The following is a 19813-nucleotide window of genomic DNA, read 5'->3' on the forward strand; positions in this document are numbered from 1 at the left end:
CCCCTCGGTCCGTGGTCGAGGGTGATCGTCCCCGGGGAAGCGCGACCGCAGCTCCGCCGTCGTCCCGGTGGCGACGATCCACTCGCCAAGGACCGCCAGCGCGGTGACCTCCCGGCCCGTCCCGGCCGTGCCGGGGACCCGGCCATGGTGTGGACGCGCCGGGCGCCTGACGATCCGTACCGGTCCGGTGGCTTCCGCGGACCCCGGAGGGTCCACGGGAACCGGTGGATTCGGCGGCGCGCTCACGCGGGGCCGATCCGGGCGAGCAGCGGAGTGCAGTACTTGTTGTTCGTCGGCCAGTTGTCCACGGAACACGAGGTGAGGACGACCACGGCGGGGCGCAGCATACGCAGGGTGACCGAGTCGCCGGCCGCCGACGCGGCGGTGAGCACGTTCAGGGTGCCGTCCGGCTCCGGGGCCGAGTTCTGGAAGAAGTTCACCGGATCGGGCACCACCGGCAGGGTGACTCCGGCCGAGGCGGCGGCGGCGAGGAAGTTGTCCTGGCAGTTCGGGTGGTCGAACAGCCCGTCGCTCTCGTAGAGCCAGCGATTGCACGGCGGGAAGAGCATGTCGTGCCTGCCGGGCGAGGCGTCGGCGGTGAACTCGGTGATCGGGTCGCCGAACTGATCGGTGAACGACTCCCCCACCCGGGGGAACATCCGCTCCAGCCGGTCCCTGCTGTGGCTGGTGGACAGCCAGCGGCCGTGGTCCTCGGCGTCGATCACCCACAGATCGCCGACCTGATGCCCCTCCACATCGGTGATCTGCACGAGTTCGCCCGCGGCGACGGTGAACGCGCGCCCCTGCTGCGGCGGAATCGTCACCGATCGTCCGGTCTCGTTCATTGCTGCTCCCCATCTCTTGATTGGTTGAATCGCTTGATCGATTGACTTCAATTGAACCTGCTCGGCCGGTTGCGCGGTGAAGCCGGTCGAGCGGTGAAGCCGGTCGAGCAGGTCCATCGGCCCGATGGGACCTCCGCCTGCCGTGCCGTCAGCCGGAGGTCAGCAGATGGTGGGCCACTCCGTCCCGGTCGAAGTCCACCAGTACCCCGCGCAGAATGCCGGACACACGCGGTGGCTCGCACCCATGCGCGGATTCGCCCTCGCGCACCCCGGAACGGACACCCGTGGCCCGGCGCCGGCGGCCGACCGACAGATCGGTGGAATCACCGAACGATGAAAGGAACGACATTCCCGCAGAGAAGACCCCCGTCACCGTTATCGGTCTCGGTCTCGGTCCGATGGGGGCGGCCATCGCGGCCGCTTTCGTGAACTCCGGCCACCGTACGACGGTATGGAACCGCACCGCGGCCAAGGCGGACGCGCTCGTCGCCGATGGGGCCGTCCTGGCCGCATCCCCCGCCGATGCGGTGGCCGCCAGCCCGCTGGTGATCGTCTGTGTGCTCGACTACGACGCGTCGGGCTCCAGCGCGGCGAGTTCCCCGCCGACGGATCCGGCATCGCATCGAACGTGACCACGATGAACCACATCATCCACGCCGCCGAGAGCCGAGGCATGGACCCCGGGCCGCTCGGGGCCGTCCGCCCCTTCGCCCAGGCTGTCATCGACGCGGGCCATGGCGCCGACAACATCGCCCGCCTCACCCGCCACTACCTGGAGCACCGGGCCAACCGGTCCTGACACCTCCCCGGCAGCCCCGGTCCGCGCCTCATGAACTGCCTGGACCGGGACTCCGGGGTCACTCCCCCGCCCGGCTCACGACGAGATCGGCAGGACGCCGTGGATCCGGCCCCTCGCCTCGCTCACGCGGTGGTCGGGCGGGGGCCGGACGGCGGCTCGCCCCGGTGCACCGCCGTCCGGTACCACCGACCCCACTTGTCCAGCTGTTCGGTGATGGAGTCCAGGCTGTGCCCGACGTCGGTCAGTGTGTACTCGACGCGCGGCGGGACCTCTCGGTACACGGTCCGCCTCACCAGACCGTCGCTCTCCAGTTCCCTCAGCTGGCGGGTCAGCATGCGCTGGGTGATGGCCGGCAGCGCGCGTCTGATTTCCCCGAAGCGCAGAGTGCCCGGCGCCAGCTGCTTGAGAATCGCCAGTTTCCAACGGCCCCCGAGAACCTCCATGGCGAACTCGACCGCGCAGTAATCCGGAGTCTCTTCGATGCTGGAACGCACTGCTGACCTCCATTGGTATACCGAACTGCACTAGGGGACAGAAAAGACCGTACTTGCGGCCCATGCAGGTACCTACTGAACTGAGTTCATGTTGCACAAGGATAGGCCCGCACCGGTTGGCACGTCAGCGGGAGAAGACCGGCCGGTGTCGCGGCAACGGTGGACAGTCCTGGCCGTGATTTCGGGCAGCCTGCTGCTGTGCGGAATCGACCTCACCGTGCTGCACGTCGCGATACCGAGTGTGAGCCGGGATCTCCGGCCCGACGCCGCGCAGTTGCTCTGGATGGTCGACGTGTACTCCCTGGCGCTGGCCGCCATGCTCGTCACCTGCGGAACCCTGGGCGACCGTATCGGCCGACGCCGCATGGTTCTCAGCGGATTCTCCGTGTTCGGGCTGGCCTCGGCGGTGTGCGCGTTCTCAACGTCCACCGGACAACTCATCGCCGCACGTGCCGCGTTGGGGGTCGGCGCGGCGATGATCATGGCTTCGACAGTGGCGATCATCAGGGTCGTGTTCACCGACGACCGTGAGCGGGCCTTCGCGATCGGTGTGTGGACCTCCGCCCACAGCGTCGGAGCGACGATCGGGCCACTGGTCGGGGGGCTGGTCGCCGAGCGGTGGGGCTGGGGCGCCGTCTTCCTGGTGAACGTTCCCGTCATCGTCGTCATCCTGGTCGTCGGGGCACGTGTCATCCCCGAGTCGAAGAACCCCGTACCCCGGCGCTGGGACCTGGCCGGCGTGATGCTCTCCGTCACCGGACTGGGCAGCCTGCTGTACGGCCTCAAACAGGCCGGCGAACACGGCGGCGTGAACACCGCGATCCTCGTCACCGCCCTCGGCGGTACGGCGCTGCTGTACGTCTTCGTCCGCCGCCAACGACGCCGGGCGGAGCCCTTGCTGGACCTGTCGCTCTTCGCCGATCGCCGCTTCGCCACCGCCGCTGTCTGCGTCATCGGCTGCTTCGGCAGCTACGTCGCCCTGCTGTTCTTCCTCACCCAGTGGCTCCAGCAGGTGGGCGGATACTCCCCACTGCGCGCAGGTCTTTCCCTGATGCCGTTGGCCGCCGCCAACGCCATCGGTGCCGTCACCGCGCCCTGGGTGGCGAACCGGTGGGGCAATCGCGGGGCGCTCACGGCGGCGCTGCTGCTGTTCGCGCTCGCGTACGCGGTCATCGCCGCCGTCGGCGACACCGACCACTACGGCCCGCTCCTCCCGTCGCTGCTCGCCGCCGGATACGGCGCGGGCATCGTCATGACGCTGGGCGCGGACACCATCATGAGCGCGGCTCGCCCCGAACGCTCCGGAGAGGCGGCGGCCATCCAGGAAACGTCCTTCGAACTCGGCGCGGGCCTCGGCGTCGCCGTCCTCGGCACTGTCGTGGCCGTCGTCTACCGCACGAGTATGCCGCCGGTTCCCGGCCTCGGTCCCGGCGAACGGGTCACCGCCGGCGAGTCGTTCGCCGCCGCCGAGGACCTCGGGTCGCGCCTGCCACCGGTGACCGCGGACGCCGTGCTGGACGCGGCCCGGCAGGCATACGACCGCGGCTTCGCCACCGTGGCGGTGATCGCGGCGGTCGCCCTGGTCGTCACCGCGGTCCTGGCAGCCGTCCTGCTCCGCCCGGGCCGGGGGGAGAGCGTCTGAGGTGCGCGCTTCCCCTGGCCGTGCCAGCGGTCACTGTCGACCCGGTCATCGGCTGGCCGCCGCTCCGGGCATCAGGGGCCGAGTAGGGTGAACTGCCCGCGGTCGGGCGGGTCACCGGGTTCCGCCCAGTTTCTCCTCCATCCAGGCGATGCCGAAGTTCACCACGTCTCCGGCTTCGAACAGATAGCTTTCGGCGGCCCCGATCAGGCCCTTGCCGCCGATTCCGGCAACGAGCATGTCCTGGGCGATGACCTCGAAGGGCCACGTCCCCTCGGGCACGACACCGGAGTAGTCAAAGGCCCCGTCCTCCGAGTCGATGTCGTGGAATCGCCGCCAGACCCGCTCCCCATCGGCGAGGATCGGCTGCTCGTACTCCACGAATCTCTTGCCGGGGGCCTCGGCAAGCGCCTCGGCGTGGTGCAGGAGTGTCAGGGAGTCCAGCGGAGCGCCCAGCAGGAGAACCCGGCCGCCCATGGCGACCAGGCGGGCCAGCGGGCTGGCGGCGCCGTGCGGGTCGTCCCAGGGATGATCGGCCATCAGCGCGGTCGCCGCGACTCCGAGCGCGGCGAACCCGGCGTCGGGGTGCCGGCTGCGTACCGCGCCCGGCCAACGGCGCAGTGCTTCGGGGAGCCGGCCGTTGTTGTGGTCCGCCTCACTGAGGTCCGGGTCGTATGCGGGGTGCTCGGCGCGCAGGGCGTCCTGCCAGGCTGGTGGCCAGTCGGTGAAGTCGTAGGGCGGGGCGTCGTTCCAGCCGCAGGTCACCATCAGGGTTCCCTGCTCGCCCACGACGTCCCGGAGCGCGTCGATGATCGTCTGAGGGCCGCCCGCCACGTATCCGATGGCGGACATCCGCGTATGGAACATCACGGTGTCGCCGTCGGCGAGGCCGAGCGCGGTCAGGTCGTGGACGAGCCGGCTGCGGGTGACCGGACCGTCGGAGCGGTTGAGCAGTATCAATTCATCCATGAACGCGACGGTATCCAGCGCACCCGGGCACGTTCCAACCGATTGACGTCCCACCGCCGACGTCGTCATCGGAACCGGGCGAGCGCGGCGGCGGTCACGGTACCGAGGCGGATGTGTCCCCGCCTGCCGTATCAGCCGCGCGGGGGCGAGCGGAGCCCGCACTCGCCGGCGGTGTCCGACGTCGGAGCGGGCCCTCGGTCCGTCCCGGGCGGACGTGTGGGCCGTACCGCCACATCGCCGTACCGCCACATCGCCGTTCCGCGCTTCTCCGTGCGCGTCTGGGAGCGGGCCCGGGTCGCCGCACAGGTGCTGACCCTTCCGTCGGCCCGGCGCGAGTCCCGGGAGCTGCGCGACGAGGCCCTGGGCCTGCTCGACTTCGTCGGTCTCGCGGCGGACGCGCACCGGCCTGCGGGGCTGCTGCCGCACGGCCGGCAGCGGCTGATGGAGATCGCCCGGGGGCTGATGGCCCACCCCCGGCTGCTGCTGATGGACGAACCGGCCGCCGGTTACGGGACATCGGCCTGGAGGTGGGAGAGGGGGAGATCTGCGCGCTCGTGGGCACCAACGGCGCGGGCAAGTCGACGCTCCTGTCCTGTGTATCGGGTCTGATCAGGGCGACGGGTGGCACGGTGGAGTTCGCCGGCGAGGACGTCACCGGGCTGCGCGCCGAGGCGATCAGTGGACGGGGGCTCGTGCAGGTGCCCGAGGGGCGGAGGCTGTTCCGCGGCCTCACGATCCGCGAGAACCTCGATCTGGGCCTGTGGCGGCGCGGGCTGACCTCGGCCGAGGAGCAGGAGCGGCTGGACTTCGTCCTCGGGCTCTTCCCCTTCCTCTGCGACCGGCTCACCGCCCGGGCGGAGGTTCTCAGCGGCGGCGAACAGCAGATGGCCGTCATCGCCCAGGCGCTCATGGGCCGGCCGCGCATGCTGCTCATCGACGAACCGTCCGTCGGTCTGGCGCCGGTCATCGTCGACCGCGTCTTCGCCTCCGTGCGTGAGATGCGCGAGGCGGGCATGACGGTGCTGCTGGTCGATCAGGTCGTCACACGGACCCTCGGGGCCGCCGACCGGGCCTACGTCATGCAGACAGGCCGGATCGTCGCCGACGGCCCGGCCGCCGAGCTGCGCGACGGGCCGGAGATCCGGCGGGCCTATCCGGGCGCCGCCGCGGCCACCGACTGAACCGCGTCATACGGCACGCCTGCCGCCTGCAGGGCCAGCACTCCGTACTGGGTGGCGATGTCCTCGGCACTCACCCGGCCGTACGGCCGGAACCACAGCCCTGCGTTCATGCACATATCGATGACCGCCTTGGCCGACACCGGGATGTCGGCCGGGCGGCCATCGGGCAGCGCGAGGTGGAACACGCCCTGTTCCGTGCCGGTCCGCAGCACTCTCTCGAACATCCGGCGCATCCGGCGCTCGCTCGCCCGCATCTCCGCACCCATCTCCTCAGGCAGGTGCTGCCACTCGGAGCGGGCGACGAGCGCCTCGGTCCGGAACATCGTGCCGTAGACCGTGAGCGAGCGGGCCAGCTCCCACAGTTGCCCGGCCGGCCCGTCGCACGCGCGGTCCAGGGCGTCGGCCAGCCGCTTCTCGATCTCGTCGTGATTGCGCGAGGCGATCGAGTAGAGCAACTCCTCCTTGGAGCGGAAGTGGTTGTACATCGCGCCCGGCGTCATCCCGAGAGCGGAGAGAATCTCGCGGACGCTCGTCTTGGGGTAGCCCTGCCGGTAGAACAGCTCCGTCGCGGACCTCCTCGATCCGCCGCCGTGTGCTCTTCACGAGCGGCGTCTCCTTCGCCGACCGCGCCGCGCCGGCCTTCTCGGTCGTGGCCACCAGCAGCTCCCCGTAGTGGTAAATGGTTGTTCACTCCACCATACAAGGCGGCAGGGTGCGGGGAGTCGGTGAACCCCGTGCGGGGTGCGGGTTGTCCGGTTCCGCCCGCCGCGGAGTCCGCTGTCGTTTCCGTCCAAGACAGCCGTCACGGCCACGATCTACCGTGGGGCCCATCAGCGCACCCGATCATGAGGAGACAGCACCATGCGTGACCTCGTCTACACCGGTTTCATGTCGCTCGACGGCGTGGTGGACTCGCCCGGCGGCGGATCAGGGGAGGAGCACCGCAGCGGCGGCTGGGTGGTCAAGGACCTGGAGTTCGTCCCCGCCGCCTGGTCGCTGAAGGGCGAGGAGCTCGCCGACACGACGGCGCTGATGTTCGGCCGCCGCAGTTACGAAGCGTTCGCACCGTTCTGGCCCGGTTCGGCGGACCACGCCGACTACAAGGAGCTGCCCAAGTATGTGGTGTCGGCCACACTGTCCGACGATGCCCTCGTCGACGGGTGGGGGCCGACGACCATCCTGCGCTCGACCGAGGACGTAGCCGCGCTCAAGGAGAGCGAGGGCGGCGCGATCTTCATCCACGGGAGCGCGGAGCTGGCCCGGCGGCTGTCGGACGCGGGCCTGATCGACCAGTACAACCTGCTCCTCTTCCCCGTGCTGCTCGGTGCCGGGAAGAGTGTGTTCGGCCGGGCCGACCGCGACAAGCAGATGCTGACGCTGCGGGAATCGGAGAGCTACTCGAACGGGATCGTGAAGCTGGTCTACGACGTCGAGCGCTGATCCAGGTCGAGGGCGATCGCACCGCCGGCACCTTCGCGCAGTTGCCCGGCGGTACGTCCGACGCAGGAGCGCAGTGCCCGGGCCAGGTGCGGCTCGTCGAAGTAGCCGAGCTTGGCGACGACGCCGGCCGCCGGAACGCCCGCCGCCAGCAGCTCCGCCGCCGTACGGGCCCGCTCGATCCGCCGGACGGCACCCCGCGTCAGCCCGGTCGCGGCGCGGAACCGGCGTTCGACCGTGCGCTCCGAGACGGCCGCCGGGCGGTGGCCCCGCACCACCTCGGCGACGAGCGGGTCACGCACCACGATCCCGGCCCGGACGAGCCGCTCGACCAGGGCCTCGGCGTCATCGGGGCCGGGCGTCTCCCAGCGCGCGCCGTCCAGCCGGAACGTCCGCCGCGTGGTGTCGGGCAGCTCGACCCCACCGTCGACCAGCGACGGCGTGGGCACGGCCCGCAACGAGGTGCCCACGGCGAACTCGATACCCGTGAAGGTCGCGCCCTCCGGCACCGGCGCCGTGCCGGTCCGGGTCTCGGGACCGGTGACGCCCGCATACGCCCGGCCGTCCTGCCCCCAGAACACCAAGCCCCAGCACACCCCCGCGACGGACGTCATCGTGGTGACCCGCTCGCTCGTGCAGCTCCACACACTGCCGACCCACGGTGAGTCGGACCGGCGCGTCTCGAAACACAGTTCCACGGGGGAAGGATACGTCGGCGGAGCTGTTCCCGGCATCGGCAGTACGCACGGCCAGAGCGGCCCGGGCGGCCTGGCACTGCCTGGCCGGCCCGACCGCCCCGGCCCGACCGCCCCCGGCCCCGGCCCGACCGCCCCGACCGCCCCGGCCGCCCCCGGCCGTGCGGCCCGGATGGGTTCCGCCGCCCTGCCGGACGGCACACCCGTCAGGCGGCGGGGCCCGACCGTCCCGGATAGGTGTGTTGCCACGGCTGGATGTCCTCGAACACCGAACTCGCCGCGAGCACATCGCCGTCCTGCTGGCGGCGCCCGATGATCTGAAGCCCCACGGGCAGCCCCGGACCGGTCAGGCCCGCGGGTATGGACGCGGCCGGGTTCCCGGTCATATTGACGAGGTAGGTCAGACACCAGCCGAGCAGTGGATCGACGCGGTCCCCGTTGATCTCGGTGGGCCCCTTGCTCTCCCCGTCCTTCGCGTTGGTCACCGCGGTCACGCCCACGGTGGGTGTGAGCAGGAGCCGATAGTCGTCGAACACCGCTTGCACGGCGTCGTAGACCCGGGTGCGGAGCATCTGGTCCCGGGAGACATCCATGGCGGACATCCGCTGCCCGGCCGCCACGGAATCGTGCAGTTCGCGCGGCATGTCACCGGCGTGCTCACCGAGGAGATCGACACCCTGGGCCTGGAGATTGAGCACGGTCTCGGTGTTCTGGACGGCGATGTGCCGGTTGAACAGATCGGTCAGCTCATGGTGGCTGAACCCGAGGTCGAGATCGATCTTCTCGACGATCGCACCCGCGCGCTCGAAGGCCCGGACGGAGTGCGCCACCACCGAGGCGACCTCCGGATCCACCGGATAGCCGCCGAAGTCGGGGCTGTAGGCGATGCGCCAGCCGCGCAGATCTCGGTGGAGGTCATCGGAGAAGTCGGTGGGGAAGCCGAAGCTGAACGGGTCGCGGGGGTCCGCTCCGGAGAGCACTCCGAGGCCGACGGCGGCGTCCCGGACGGTGCGGGTAATCATGCCCTCGTGGACGAAGGGACTGGTCCCGCCGAAGGCGTTGGGCCGCATGACCGCAGGCACGCGGCCGGCCGACGGCTTGAAGCCGTAGACCCCGCACCAGGCGGACGGGATACGGATGGAGCCACCCGCGTCGGTGCCCTCCGCAAAGGGCACCATGCCCTCGGCGACGGCCGCCGCGCTGCCGCCGGAGGAGCCGCCCGCGTTCCGGGTGTGATCGAAGGGGTTGCTGGTCGGGCCGAACAGGGGGTTGTCCGACAGCCCGCGGAATCCCAGCACGGGTGCGTTCGTCTTGCCGACGATGATGGCGCCCGCGCGCTCCATCCGCTCCACCCAGCCGCAGGCGAAGTCGGCGATGTTGCCCGCGAGGGCCCGTACCCCTCCCATGGTGGACGGCCAGCCCGGTTTGAAGTCGAAGAGGTCCTTCATCGCGGTCGGCACTCCGTGGAACGCGCCGAGGTCCGTGCCCCTGTCGCCGCTGAGCACCGCCCGCTCGGCCGCCCGCGCCCGCTCCCGGGCCTCGTCGTAGCCCTTGAAGACAAAGGCGTTGATCTCCGGGTCGCGGTCCTCGATCCGGGAGATGACGATCTCCAGCAGCTCCACGGGTGACAGTTCGCGTCTGCGGATCCGGTGCGCCAGCTCGGTGGCGGGCATGAAGTGGATGTCGTGCGTGTCGCTCATGAGGTCTCCTGGTGCTCGCCGAGTACCTCGTGGCCATGGACGGCCTTGCCGTCGATCATGGTGGCGAGGACCTCGATGTCCTTGATGGCTGCTTCCGGGCAGGTCATGGGGTCATCGGAGAGGACGACGAGGTCGGCGAACTTGCCGACCTCGACGGAGCCCAGGTCGTTCTCCCTGAACAGGGCGTGGGCGCCGTTGTTGGTGAAGAGGCGGATGGCTTCCTCGCGGGTGATGCGCTGGTGCGCGCCGATGACCTCGCCGGTGAGGCCGGACTCCCGGGCCAGCGACTGCCAGATGGAGAACATCACGCTGTGCGGGCCCCAGTCGGTCTCCTGGGCGACCGGCACTCCGGCGTCGAGCCACCAGCGCAGGGGGATGGCGTTCTCGGCGTAGTCGCCGCCGCCGAGACGGTCGATGAACACCTCGGAGACCTTGCCCCACAGGAAGTTGGTCGTGGTGGTGGGGACGACGCCGAGGCGCTTGCACTCGGCGATGTGTTCCCGGGTGGGGAACTCGCAGTGCTCCAGCACGAACCGGCGGTCGGCGATCGAGGACTCCCGGTCGGCGGCGGCGAAGGCGTCGAGCGCGATCCGGATCGCCCGCCGGCCGCCTGCGCAGGTGTGCACCCGCAGTCCGAGCCGGGCGGCGATGCCCACGATGGCGCGGTAGGTCTCCTCCGGGACCAGCGGATCGGGGTCGATCATGGTGCCGTCCGGCCCTCGGTACGGCTCGTCGGCGACTCCGGCGCCGTGCCAGTGCGGCCCGTCCACACCGATGCTGACGCCGGCGAAGCCCAGATGGTCGTTGCCGAAGCCCTCACGGCCACTGAAGGAGATGGTGCGCAGCATCCGCTCGATCTCGTCGAGGGGGCGCCGGGCATCGATCTCGTGGGCGTAGAAAATCCGCAGGGGCAGGCCCAGTTCGGCGTAGGCACGGGCCTCTTCGGGCTGGGTGAGGTGGTTCTCCAGCAGGGTGGTGGTGCCATGGGCGAGGAAGTCGGGCGCCATCAGCCGGATGCCCTCGCGGATGGACTCGTAGGTCGGCCTCGGCAGGAAGGGGGTGACCTTGTCGTAGTACCGGGAGGGGTTGTAGATCGGCTGCATATTGCGGAGTTCGCCGGTCGGGAGCCCGGTGCTCCGGTCCCGTACGACTTCGATGCCGTCCAGCCAGTACGCCTCGTCGGTGACCGAGATGCCGTTGTCCTCGCCGTCGGTCAGCGCCTTGGCGAAGGTCTCCACGTCGAGCAGCCCGGCGAGCCGGAGCGCGAGGGTGTTGAACAGGGCGCTGTTGGGGACACGGTTGGTCGGTGCGGTGACATAGACCGGATGGTCCGGTGCGGCGGCGTCCAGTTCCTCGCGGGTCGGGAAGCGCCCGTCGCCGAGACATTCGGGGACCCGGAAGAAGTAGGGCGGGTCACCGACCGGGGTGGCGACGATGGCGGCGCCGGCCGGTGCGCTCGCGGCGGCCGAGGCGATCCGGTCGCAGATCTCGGCGACCGATCCCGCTCCTTCGAGGTTCACCCAGTGCTTCTCCTGGCCGAAGAGGCCGATGTGCCCATGGGTGTCGATGAACCCCGGCAGGACGGTCTTCCCGCCGAGGTCGATCACCCGGGTGCCGGGGCCGATGAATCGCTCGACGTCGTCGTCGGTGCCGACGGCGACGATCCGGCCGTCGGTGACGGCCACGGCCCGCGCGGAGCTGAACTCGGCGTCGACGGTGAGGACATGGGCATTCGTCAGGACGGTATCGGCGGAAGCGGTGGGTGTGGAGTCGTCAAGGGTCGCGGCTGACGGGGGTCTGGGCATGGGTGTGCCCTCCTGGTGTGTGACCCGATGGATCACGGGGCGGGTCTGGGCTCTGGGGCCGGCCGGAGGACGGCTCGGCCGGTGATGGAATCGGGCGTCTCCGGGTGCTCTCCGTCGCGGAGAGCGGTGCGGTTCCCTTGGCGGGCGGAAAGGGGAAGCGGGTGACTCCGGCAGGGCGGGGCGAACCGCCGTGCGGCGGGGCGGGGGGCCGTGCGGTGGGGCGCGAGGCCGTGCGGTGGGGCGGGGGCGGTCAGTGGGGCGCGGGGCGGTGGCGTCACCGCCCGCCGTATGGTGCCGAGCCGGGGCGCCCCGGAGGTCCGGCCTCCCCCGGCGGGGGCGGTGAACTCCTCACCTGTGCGGAAGCGGGTTCCGGCCGATCCGGCCTCCTCCGGGGGGGGCGGTGGGGAAGCAGGCCGCCGGACCCCGTCAGGTCGCGGGTCCCATCGCCACGGCGTCCAGTTCGAAGCGCGCACCCGGCGCGCTGAGGTTGTTGACCGCGACCATCGTGGCCGCCGGGGTCCAGCCCCGGTAGTACTCGTCCATGGTCGCGTGCATCAGGTCGGCGTCGCGTATGTCAGTGATGTACTCGGTCGTCTTGACGACATTCCGCCAGGTCAGCCCGAGGTGGTCGAGGACCTGCTGAATGTTGCGCATGACCCGGTGGGTCTGCTCGACGATGTCGTCGGGCAGGACGCACTCCTCGGGGACATGCGGATGGTTGTGGTAGAGCGGGATCGCGGTGGCTCCGCCCAGGAAGTACATCGTCGCGGGGGCGTCGATCCTGACCGCCGGGGCGTACGGCAGCTCGGCGGCGCGCGCCGGCTCGGTGTCAATGCGTTCGATGGCCATCGCTGACATCTCCTGACTCTGTGCGCCCTGACGCTGAGCATTCGCCGGGGATCCGGGGACCTCACCAGCCGGTCCCCGGCCTGGGGCGGCAACCCGCGCACCGACCCCTACGATCCACCCGCATCAGGAATATTGATTATGCTTATTTAGAGCCTGCCGACCCGTCCACCCGCTGTCAATCCCCCTCAAGGCTTTTTGGTTATACTCGTTCCCATGGCGCTGACCGGAAACGCTCCAAAGGCCGACACCCTGGCCAAATACATCGAAGACCTCATCGCCCGCCGACGCCTCACTCCCGGTGACCGCATCGCGACCAAGGAGGAGCTGCGCCAGGAGAGCGGTGTGGCGCGCGCGACCGTCAATGAGGCGGTCCGGCTCCTCCAGGCCCAGGGCCGGGTCGTCCTGCGCCCCGGCCCCGGCGGCGGGCTGTTCGTCGCCCCCACCGACCCCGTGGTCCGGCTCGGCCAGACCCTGCTCACCGTGCACAGCGAGCCGGTGAGCGTGATCGACGCGATCGCCGTGCGCAATGGCCTGGAGCCGGTCGTCGCGAGCGACGCGGCCCGGTTCCGCGGTGCTCGGGACATCGCCGACCTGCGCGTCCTCATCGACGCGATGGCCGAGGCCGTCAACGACCCCGAGAGGTTCCTGCGGGCGAACTGGCGCCTGCACGAGCGGATCGCCCAGATCGTGCGCAACCACATCCTTCAGACCATGTATCTGGGGCTTGTGCAGTTCATCCAGGACCAGGCGACGGAGGTGGTGCCGCACCGCACCCTGGAGGAGCACACCAGATACAAGAAGCACCGGCTCAACATCCATATCGACCTGGTGCAGGCGATCATCGCCGGAGATCCCGGGGCGGCGGCCGAGGCGGCCGAGCGCCATGCGCTCAACCCCGTGACCAGCCCCATCGATCAGGAGGCCCCGGCCGCCCCGGCGGCACCCGACATCTCGTGGGTCACCACCCCCGAGACGAGCTGGGAGGCCCAGGGCGACCGGGGCGCCGACGGCTCACGCGCGGCGGAGCCGGGGCGGCGCAGGCGTTGAGCCGCCGTCACCGGCCGATCGCGTAGTTCAGCCCGCCCCGGGGGTCGGCGGCGGCCGTCAGCATGCCCCCCGGGTCACGGCCCACCGCACACATCCGGCCGAGCGACCAGTCCGGCGCGCGCACCACACCGTGCCCGCGCCCGGCCAGCCGCCCGAGTGTCTCCCGCCCGAACCGTTCCTCCGCGACCAGCTGTCCCGGCCGCGCCTGGCGGGGATAGAAGGAGCCCGGGAAGTGCGCGCTGTGGAAGACAGGACGCTCGATCGCTTCCTGAAGCCCCAGCCCGCCCACCACATGCCCCAGCAGAAACAGCAGTTGCCACTGATCCTGCTGGTCTCCCCCCGGCGAACCGAAGGCGAGCACGGGCCGCCCGTCACGCAGTGCGAGCGAGGGCGACAGGGTCGTACGGGGCCGCCGGCCCGGCCGCAGCGAGCCGGCGAGGCCGTCCTGGAGCCAGGTCATCTGGAGCCGGTTGCCGAGCGCGAAGCCCAATTCGGGTATCACGGGCGAGGATTGGAGCCATCCTCCGCTCGGCATCGCGGCGACCATGGTGCCCCAGCGGTCGACCACATCGACATGCACCGTGTCACCGCCGGTCGCCCCCGTACCGCCGCGCGACACCGCCGTCGCGAGGGTGGGCTCGGCGGTGGTCACATCGGAGACCCGGTCCGCCGCCGTCGCCGCGAGCGCCGGCAGCCGGGGGGTGCGTCCGCCCGGTGAGCCGGGCCGCAGCTCCAGTGAGGCGTCCTCACCGATCAGGGCGCGGCGCCCGGCCGCGTACGGCTCCGAGAGCAGTTCGGGCAGCGGGACGTCCGGGCCGTCGCCGTACCATGCCTCCCGGTCCGCGAAGGCGAGCTTGGCGGACTCGGTGACCAGATGGACGAACTCCTCGGTGCCGGGGACGAGTTCGAGCGGCTCCAGCAGTCGCAACTGCTGGAGCAGTACCGGCCCCTGGCTCCACGCGCCGGGTTTGCACACGGTCAGCCCCCGGAAATCGGTGCTGACGGCCGGTTCGTAGCCGGGGCTCCAGCGGGCCATGTCCTCGCCCGACAGAAAGCCGGGAGCGACGAAACCGGTGGCATCCGGCACCGGGCGGCGCGCGAAGGCGTCCACCGCGTCCGCGACGAAGCCCTGACTCCAGGCGCGCAGGGCCGCGCCCAGCTGTGCCTCACGGTCGGCGCCCGCCGCCTCGGCCTCCCCGACCAGCCGCTCGTACGTCCTGGCCAGCCGCTCGTTGGTGAAGCGGCTGCCCGCGCGGGGCTGCCCCCGGCCCAGATAGACCTCGGCCGACGAAGGCCAGTGCTCGGCGAACACACCGGCCGTCGCCGCCATGGTCCCCGCCGCCGCCGCACCGAGCGGATAGCCCGACCGCGCGTATCCGACGGCCGGTTCGATCACCTCGCGCAGACGCAGGGTGCCTTGGTCGCGCAGCATGGTCAGCAGCGCGGGTGTGGCACCGGGCACCGTGGCGGGCAGCAGCCCGGAACCCGGTACGAGGTCCAGTCCGAGGCCGTCGAACGCGCCGATCGTCGCCGTGGCCGGGGCAGGCCCCTGCCCGCAGAGCACGTCGGCCGCCGGGCCGTCGCCCCCGGCGAAGATCACTACCATGTCGCCGCCGGGACCACTTTGGTGCGGCTCGACGACCTGGAGCGTGAACACCGCGGCGGCGACGGCGTCGAAGGCGTTGCCCCCGCGCTCCAGCATGGCCATGGCGGCCCCACTGGCCAGCCAGTGCGAGGAGGAGACCATGCCGAACGTGCCCGCGAGTCCGGGTCTGGTGGTGGTACCCGATGTCCCGGTCACCGCGCCACCCCTCGAATCCGCGTCATGCCCGGGGAGGCCGGAGGTTTCCGGTCCCGGCCCTCGTCGTCCAGGTCCCGCTTGTGCGTCTCGCTGAACGCCCAGACACAGACCAGGCTGATCAGCGACATCACCAGCAGATAGACGGTGATCGGCCAGGAGCTGTCCGCCCAGCCGTACAGCGAGGTCGCCGCGATCGGCGCGATGGCACCGCCGAGCAGGGCGCCGAGCTGATAGCTGAGCGAGGCACCGCTGTACCGGACCCTCGTACTGAACATCTCGGCGAACAGCGCGGGCTGCGGCCCCAGCACCATGCCGGAGAGTGCGTTCATCACCGTCACGGCGACCGCGATCAGCGCGGTCGAGCCGGTGTCGATCAGCGGGAAGAAGGCGGCCGACCAGATCAGCAGGCCCACCGATCCCAGCAGATAGACCCGGCGGCGCCCCAGCCGGTCCGAGTAGCGCGCGGACAGGGTGATGGTGGTCGCCAGCACGATCATGCTGAGGAGGACGATCCACATGATCTGCTGCCTCGGCAGGTCCAGCACGGTGGTCGTATAGGTCAGCAGATAGACGATCACGATGTAGCCGATCGCGCTGTTGCCGATGAACGACCCCGCCGCCAGCAGGAGCTGCCTGGGGTACTTCAGCACCAGTTCGGTCAGCGGCAGCCGCTGCTCCTCCTCACGCTCCTGGGCCTTCTTGAAGTACGGGCTCTCTGCGACGTTCAGCCGCACCCACAGACCGACCAGGACCAGGACCAGACTGAGCAGGAAGGGCACCCGCCATCCCCAGTCGGCGAAGGCGCTGCCCGGCGCCAGCCGTGCCATCAGCAGGAACGCCAGGTTCGCCAGGACGAGACCGGCGGGAATGCCCAGCGAGATCGCGCTGCCGTACAGCCCGCGTTTGTTCTTCGGCGCGTGCTCGACGGCCATCAGCGCCGCGCCGCCCCACTCGCCGCCGAGGCCGATGCCCTGGAGGAAGCGGCACAGGACCAGCAGGATGGGCGCCCAGTTGCCGATCTGGTCGTAGGTCGGCAGCAGGCCGATGGCGAAGGTGGACAGACCCATCAGCAGCAGCGAGACCACCAGGACGGTCTTGCGGCCCACCCGGTCGCCGAAGTGGCCGAGGACCACACCGCCGAGCGGACGGGCCCCGAACCCGACCGCGAAGGTGGCGAAGGAGGCCAGGGTGCCGGCGAGCGGGGACAGGCTGGGGAAGAACTGCGGGCCGAAGACGAGGGCCGCGGCCATGCCGTAGATATAGAAGTCGTACCACTCGATCATGGTGCCGACCATGCACGCGGTGGCGACCCGGCGCGGATTGCCCGCCTGCGCGGGCGCGGACGGCCCGTTCGGTGGGGTCGGCCCGTTCGGTGGGGTCGGTCTGACGGAATCTCGCATCTCGAACCTCCCGGATGTACCGGAGACGGATGAAGCATTGAGGAAGCGTGAGGGTGTGCGAAGGGCGCGTCCGGCGCGCGCGACGGCTCGCCGGACGGTGGGTGAGCGGTACGGGGAGGGCGTACGGCGCGGATGGCCGCGCCCGCTGGTGGTTCCGGGGAACCGACGGTGGGACGGGGAGCGGGGCACGGACACGGGAGCCCGGCCGCGGCGCGGGCCCGTGGTGCGGGGGCCCTGCCGTGGCAGGGGGGAACCCGGATGGTGTGTGGCCCCGGGGGTGTGTGATCCCCCGGGGCGCCGGGTCAGCCGGCGAGGGCGCCCGGGTCGTGCACCACCCGGCCCGCCAGCATGGTCAGTTCGACCCGGGTGGCGGGCAGTTCATCGATGTCGCAGGTCAGCGGGGAGCGGTCGAGGACGATGAGATCCGCTGCCGCGCCGGGTGCCAGGGTGCCCACGCCACCCCAGTCGAGCACCCGTCCGCCGTTGGTCGTCCACATGTCGAGGGCCTCACGCCGGGTCACGGCGTGGTCCTCGGTGGCGTTGCTGCGCCCGCTGACCGCGAAGGTGTGTGTCTGGGCGAGTTTCATCTGCTCGAACGGGTTCTTCGGGCCCCAGTCCGTACCGCAGGCGACCGTGAGACCGGCCCGGACCAGCCGCTTGAGCGGTCCGGTGTCCCGCCAGATGTGGCGGCCGATCCGCTCCCCGTACATCTCCCCCTTCGCCCAGGCGAACCCGGGGCAGGTGGTGAGATCGAATCCCAGGCGCTGGTAGTGCCGCGCCTGCGGTTCGGTGATCACGGGGGCGTGCTGCACGATCCAGGAACGGCCGGGGCCCCGGGGCATCCGGGAGGCGATACCGGGGGTGTCGAGGACCCCGAGGATCGTGTCGTGGTCGGTGAGTCCGGCGGCGAGAAAGTTGGCCCGGATGTCATGGTCCAGGCAGTAGCGGGCGAACGCCTCGATCTTCTCGGGTGAGATGAACGGTGTCCCCTTGGTGGGCCGGCCGTACGGGTCCTCGTACGGCTCCGGCATCTGCATGTGCCCCGGCCAGCACGGACCACCGGACGCGGCCAGGGTCAGCCCGCACACGCGCAGCAGTTCGTCGCCTTCGCCGAGCGCTTCGCGGCCCCGCGCCATCGAGTCCCCGAACTCGCCCATGGTGAGCGGCTGGAACGGCGGGCGGGCGCAGTTCTCCACCTCCAGGGAGATCGCGACCCGGGTGGTGAGCGCGCCGTCGGCGTGGAGCTTTCGGTAGGCGTCGAGGTAGAGCGGGGTCATATTGTGCGGTTCGTAGACGGTCGTGACCCCGCGGGCGTTGTACGCCGCCATGGCGGCGGGGGTGACGGTGGCGGGGTCGGCGGGCATCAGGGGGAGCTGTCGCAGGATCTGCGTCCAGAACGGATCGAAGTTGTAGATCTGGTTGACCGATCCGCGCAGGATTCCGGTCGCCGACCCGTCACCGCCGGACGATCGGGGGTATTTGTCGATCCAGACGTCGCACACCCGGTCCGGGATGAAGTCGGTGATACCGACGCGCCGCAGACCCGCCGTGTTGAAGACGCAGATGTTCGGGGTGACCGGTGCCCACGCCTGGATCAGTACGGGGTGCTCGCTCGTCGCCCGGTCGAGCACCCGCCGGTCGGGGAGCACTCCCTCGGCGAGGTCCCGGTAGGAGCGGCGCAGAAAGTAGAACGGTTCGCCGACGGGGGTGGTGATGATCCATTCGCCGGGGGGCGTGGTGCGGGCCCGTTCGGCGATGCGCGCGACGATGTCGTCGTGGTCCAGGGCATCGGTGATGTCCACCAACGGAGCCAGCTGGGCCGCGTGCTGCATCAGGTGCGGATGGATGTCGATCAGCCCCGGCACGACCGTACGGCCGTCGAGATCGACCTCCGTCACCCGGGAGCCGGCGGCACGGCTCAGATCGGCACGGTCCCCCGCCCCGAGGACCTTGCCGTCCCGGAGCAGGATGGCGTCGTACGTACGGTCGTCGCCGCCGAGCGGGTGGACGGGACCGCCGTGCAGGAGCCAGGTGCGGCCGTCGTCCGGTCGCCGTTGCGCGTTCGCCATGGTCACTCCTGGATGCCTGCGGGGATCACATGCCCGAATCTGAACATATGACCCGGATCGTGGGTGTGCTTCAGTCTGCGCAGCCGGTCGTGGGCATCCGTATCGAAGGCACACATCACCTGGTCAGGGGCGGTGGCGGTGCCCTGGAAGTTCAGCAGGGTGCCGCCGGAGTCACAGGCGGCCACGGCCCGCATCACCCGCGCGCCCGCGCCGGTCACTCCGTCCTCCCGGCGGCCCTGGGCGCCGGGATCGCCCGGGGTGTCCACCTCGCCCACGGTCATCAGGACGAACTCGGCGTCCCGGCCGCCCACCGCGTTCGGGCTCCGCGGCGGGCGGCGGACCGCGCCGCCGAGATGGCGCAGCTCGACCATCGCCAGGGGCAGTTCGGCTCCGGGTCCGGCGACCCGCAGCAGGGCGTCGGCGTCGGTGGCGGACGGGCGGTGGAGCATGGCGCTCCGCTCCCAGAAGGCCATCGGGTCCGGCGGGTCGTTGTGCAGCGTCGCGATCCGCGTGTACGGCAGCTCGCCGATGCCGTCCAGCAGGACACCGCCGACCAGGCGCATCGGTGCGATCAGCGCCTCGGCCTCCCGTCGGCCGCCGAGATACGCCACCCGCAGATGGACAACGAACCGGCCGCGCAGCGGCTCGGGGAGCTGCGGGTCGGGCGGCAGCCGCAGCAGCGCGAGGGAGGTGGTGAGTTCGTCGGGCAGATCGCGGGTCCAGCCGAGATAGGTGTGCAGGGCGTCCGCCGCGGCCTCGGCGCCGTAGTAGATCCCGCCGCCGTAGAGGCGGGTGACGGGGACGAGGGAGAACTCCATCGCGGTGGCGATGCCGAAGTTCCCCTTGCCGCCGCGCAGACCCCAGAACAGCTCGGGGTCGACGCTCTCGTCGATCCGGCGGATCCGGCCGTCCGCCGTCACCAGTTCGATCTCGCGCACATGGTCGGCGGCGAATCCGTACTTCCGTGACAGGGGGCCGAGGCCGCCGCCGAGGGTGAAGCCCATGACGCCGACGCCGGGGAAGGAGCCGTTGAGCGGCGCCAGTCCGTACGGTGCGGCGGCCTCGATGACCTCGGACCAGATC

General features: G+C 70.9%; 20 protein-coding genes and 1 pseudogene. 7 read left to right on the forward strand and 14 right to left on the reverse strand.

Going from position 1 to position 19813, the window contains the following annotated elements:
- From ACWF94_RS09655 to ACWF94_RS09665, 3 genes are all read right to left on the reverse strand, one after another.
- Positions 1-216, reverse strand: a 216-nt coding sequence (locus tag ACWF94_RS09655; protein WP_453486373.1) for an imidazolonepropionase-like domain-containing protein, incomplete at its 3' end; no start/stop codon positions are given.
- 26 nt (positions 217-242) lie between these two features.
- A complete protein-coding gene (locus ACWF94_RS09660; protein ID WP_453486375.1) occupies positions 243-845 on the reverse strand; it encodes a DUF1989 domain-containing protein in 603 nt (200 codons plus the stop codon).
- 148 nt (positions 846-993) lie between these two features.
- A complete protein-coding gene (locus ACWF94_RS09665) occupies positions 994-1194 on the reverse strand; it encodes a hypothetical protein (RefSeq protein WP_453486409.1) in 201 nt (66 codons plus the stop codon).
- Here ACWF94_RS09665 and ACWF94_RS09670 point away from each other — a divergent pair.
- Together ACWF94_RS09670 and ACWF94_RS09675 are read left to right on the forward strand one after the other, a co-directional pair.
- Positions 1193-1420 (forward strand): annotated as a pseudogene (locus tag ACWF94_RS09670) (NAD(P)-binding domain-containing protein); the annotation flags it as partial. The gene ACWF94_RS09665 and the pseudogene ACWF94_RS09670 overlap by 2 nt on opposite strands.
- A gap of 62 nt (positions 1421-1482) precedes the next feature.
- On the forward strand, positions 1483-1644 hold the full coding sequence (locus tag ACWF94_RS09675; RefSeq protein WP_453486377.1) for an imine reductase family protein: 162 nt from the start codon (positions 1483-1485) through the stop codon (positions 1642-1644).
- 122 nt (positions 1645-1766) lie between these two features.
- On the opposite strand, the gene ACWF94_RS09680 is transcribed toward ACWF94_RS09675, so the two are convergent.
- The gene (locus ACWF94_RS09680; protein WP_453486379.1) at positions 1767-2138 is read right to left on the reverse strand and encodes a winged helix-turn-helix transcriptional regulator; all 372 of its coding nucleotides are present in this window, start codon (positions 2136-2138) and stop codon (positions 1767-1769) included.
- A gap of 175 nt (positions 2139-2313) precedes the next feature.
- Between ACWF94_RS09680 and ACWF94_RS09685 the strand changes: the two genes are divergently transcribed.
- Positions 2314-3780 carry an MFS transporter gene (locus ACWF94_RS09685; RefSeq protein ID WP_453486381.1) on the forward strand — a complete coding sequence of 489 codons (1467 nt, stop codon included), beginning with the start codon at positions 2314-2316 and terminating at the stop codon, positions 3778-3780.
- Between the two features lie 111 nt (positions 3781-3891).
- On the opposite strand, the gene aac(3) is transcribed toward ACWF94_RS09685, so the two are convergent.
- On the reverse strand, positions 3892-4746 hold the full coding sequence (gene aac(3), locus ACWF94_RS09690) for an aminoglycoside 3-N-acetyltransferase (RefSeq protein WP_453486383.1): 855 nt from the start codon (positions 4744-4746) through the stop codon (positions 3892-3894).
- 216 nt (positions 4747-4962) lie between these two features.
- Between aac(3) and ACWF94_RS09695 the strand changes: the two genes are divergently transcribed.
- Positions 4963-5355: an ATP-binding cassette domain-containing protein gene (locus ACWF94_RS09695; protein ID WP_453486385.1), complete on the forward strand. Its 393-nt coding sequence runs from the start codon at positions 4963-4965 to the stop codon at positions 5353-5355.
- A complete protein-coding gene (locus ACWF94_RS09700; RefSeq protein ID WP_453486387.1) occupies positions 5301-5927 on the forward strand; it encodes an ABC transporter ATP-binding protein in 627 nt (208 codons plus the stop codon). The genes ACWF94_RS09695 and ACWF94_RS09700 overlap by 55 nt, the downstream gene beginning before the upstream one ends.
- Here the strand turns inward: ACWF94_RS09700 and ACWF94_RS09705 are convergent.
- The gene (locus tag ACWF94_RS09705; RefSeq protein WP_453486406.1) at positions 5897-6487 is read right to left on the reverse strand and encodes a TetR/AcrR family transcriptional regulator; all 591 of its coding nucleotides are present in this window, start codon (positions 6485-6487) and stop codon (positions 5897-5899) included. The genes ACWF94_RS09700 and ACWF94_RS09705 overlap by 31 nt on opposite strands.
- Before the next feature lie 301 nt (positions 6488-6788).
- On the opposite strand from ACWF94_RS09705, the gene ACWF94_RS09710 reads away from it, so the two are divergent.
- Entirely contained in the window at positions 6789-7367 is a 579-nt protein-coding gene (locus ACWF94_RS09710) for a dihydrofolate reductase family protein (RefSeq protein WP_453486389.1), read from the forward strand.
- Here ACWF94_RS09710 and ACWF94_RS09715 read toward each other — a convergent pair.
- The 4 genes from ACWF94_RS09715 to ACWF94_RS09730 all read right to left on the reverse strand — a co-directional run bounded on the left by ACWF94_RS09715 (position 7349) and on the right by ACWF94_RS09730 (position 12413).
- The gene (locus ACWF94_RS09715) at positions 7349-8062 is read right to left on the reverse strand and encodes a helix-turn-helix domain-containing protein (RefSeq protein ID WP_453486391.1); all 714 of its coding nucleotides are present in this window, start codon (positions 8060-8062) and stop codon (positions 7349-7351) included. The genes ACWF94_RS09710 and ACWF94_RS09715 overlap by 19 nt on opposite strands.
- A gap of 203 nt (positions 8063-8265) precedes the next feature.
- Positions 8266-9759, reverse strand: coding sequence for an amidase (locus ACWF94_RS09720; RefSeq protein WP_453486393.1), 1494 nt, complete (start codon positions 9757-9759; stop codon positions 8266-8268).
- Positions 9756-11564, reverse strand: coding sequence for an amidohydrolase (locus ACWF94_RS09725; protein ID WP_453486395.1), 1809 nt, complete (start codon positions 11562-11564; stop codon positions 9756-9758). Before ACWF94_RS09725 ends, ACWF94_RS09720 begins: the two co-directional genes overlap by 4 nt.
- 426 nt (positions 11565-11990) lie before the next feature.
- A complete protein-coding gene (locus ACWF94_RS09730; RefSeq protein WP_453486396.1) occupies positions 11991-12413 on the reverse strand; it encodes a RidA family protein in 423 nt (140 codons plus the stop codon).
- Between the two features lie 213 nt (positions 12414-12626).
- Between ACWF94_RS09730 and ACWF94_RS09735 the strand changes: the two genes are divergently transcribed.
- Positions 12627-13460: a FadR/GntR family transcriptional regulator gene (locus tag ACWF94_RS09735; RefSeq protein ID WP_453486398.1), complete on the forward strand. Its 834-nt coding sequence runs from the start codon at positions 12627-12629 to the stop codon at positions 13458-13460.
- 7 nt (positions 13461-13467) lie between these two features.
- Here ACWF94_RS09735 and ACWF94_RS09740 read toward each other — a convergent pair whose 3' ends face one another.
- From ACWF94_RS09740 to ACWF94_RS09755, 4 genes are all read right to left on the reverse strand, one after another.
- The gene (locus ACWF94_RS09740) at positions 13468-15207 is read right to left on the reverse strand and encodes a gamma-glutamyltransferase family protein (RefSeq protein WP_453486407.1); all 1740 of its coding nucleotides are present in this window, start codon (positions 15205-15207) and stop codon (positions 13468-13470) included.
- 50 nt (positions 15208-15257) lie between these two features.
- Positions 15258-16661 carry an MFS transporter gene (locus ACWF94_RS09745; RefSeq protein WP_453486400.1) on the reverse strand — a complete coding sequence of 468 codons (1404 nt, stop codon included), beginning with the start codon at positions 16659-16661 and terminating at the stop codon, positions 15258-15260.
- A 302-nt stretch (positions 16662-16963) separates the two neighbouring features.
- Positions 16964-18730 carry an amidohydrolase gene (locus tag ACWF94_RS09750; RefSeq protein WP_453486402.1) on the reverse strand — a complete coding sequence of 589 codons (1767 nt, stop codon included), beginning with the start codon at positions 18728-18730 and terminating at the stop codon, positions 16964-16966.
- A 2-nt stretch (positions 18731-18732) separates the two neighbouring features.
- Positions 18733-19813, reverse strand: a 1081-nt coding sequence (locus tag ACWF94_RS09755) for an FAD-binding oxidoreductase (protein ID WP_453486404.1), incomplete at its 5' end; no start/stop codon positions are given.

The sequence above is a fragment of the Streptomyces sp. NPDC055078 genome, assembly GCF_053607985.1.

Coding starts and splice junctions, on each gene's coding strand:
- ACWF94_RS09745 (WP_453486400.1), bottom strand. CDS start 16,661: ATGCGAGATTCCGTCAGACCGACCCCACCGAACGGGCCGACCCCACCG.
- ACWF94_RS09720 (WP_453486393.1), bottom strand. CDS start 9,759: ATGAGCGACACGCACGACATCCACTTCATGCCCGCCACCGAGCTGGCG.
- ACWF94_RS09750 (WP_453486402.1), bottom strand. CDS start 18,730: ATGGCGAACGCGCAACGGCGACCGGACGACGGCCGCACCTGGCTCCTG.
- ACWF94_RS09710 (WP_453486389.1), top strand. CDS start 6,789: ATGCGTGACCTCGTCTACACCGGTTTCATGTCGCTCGACGGCGTGGTG.
- ACWF94_RS09660 (WP_453486375.1), bottom strand. CDS start 845: ATGAACGAGACCGGACGATCGGTGACGATTCCGCCGCAGCAGGGGCGC.
- ACWF94_RS09735 (WP_453486398.1), top strand. CDS start 12,627: ATGGCGCTGACCGGAAACGCTCCAAAGGCCGACACCCTGGCCAAATAC.
- ACWF94_RS09725 (WP_453486395.1), bottom strand. CDS start 11,564: ATGCCCAGACCCCCGTCAGCCGCGACCCTTGACGACTCCACACCCACC.
- ACWF94_RS09740 (WP_453486407.1), bottom strand. CDS start 15,207: ATGGTCTCCTCCTCGCACTGGCTGGCCAGTGGGGCCGCCATGGCCATG.
- ACWF94_RS09675 (WP_453486377.1), top strand. CDS start 1,483: ATGAACCACATCATCCACGCCGCCGAGAGCCGAGGCATGGACCCCGGG.
- ACWF94_RS09730 (WP_453486396.1), bottom strand. CDS start 12,413: ATGGCCATCGAACGCATTGACACCGAGCCGGCGCGCGCCGCCGAGCTG.
- ACWF94_RS09665 (WP_453486409.1), bottom strand. CDS start 1,194: ATGTCGTTCCTTTCATCGTTCGGTGATTCCACCGATCTGTCGGTCGGC.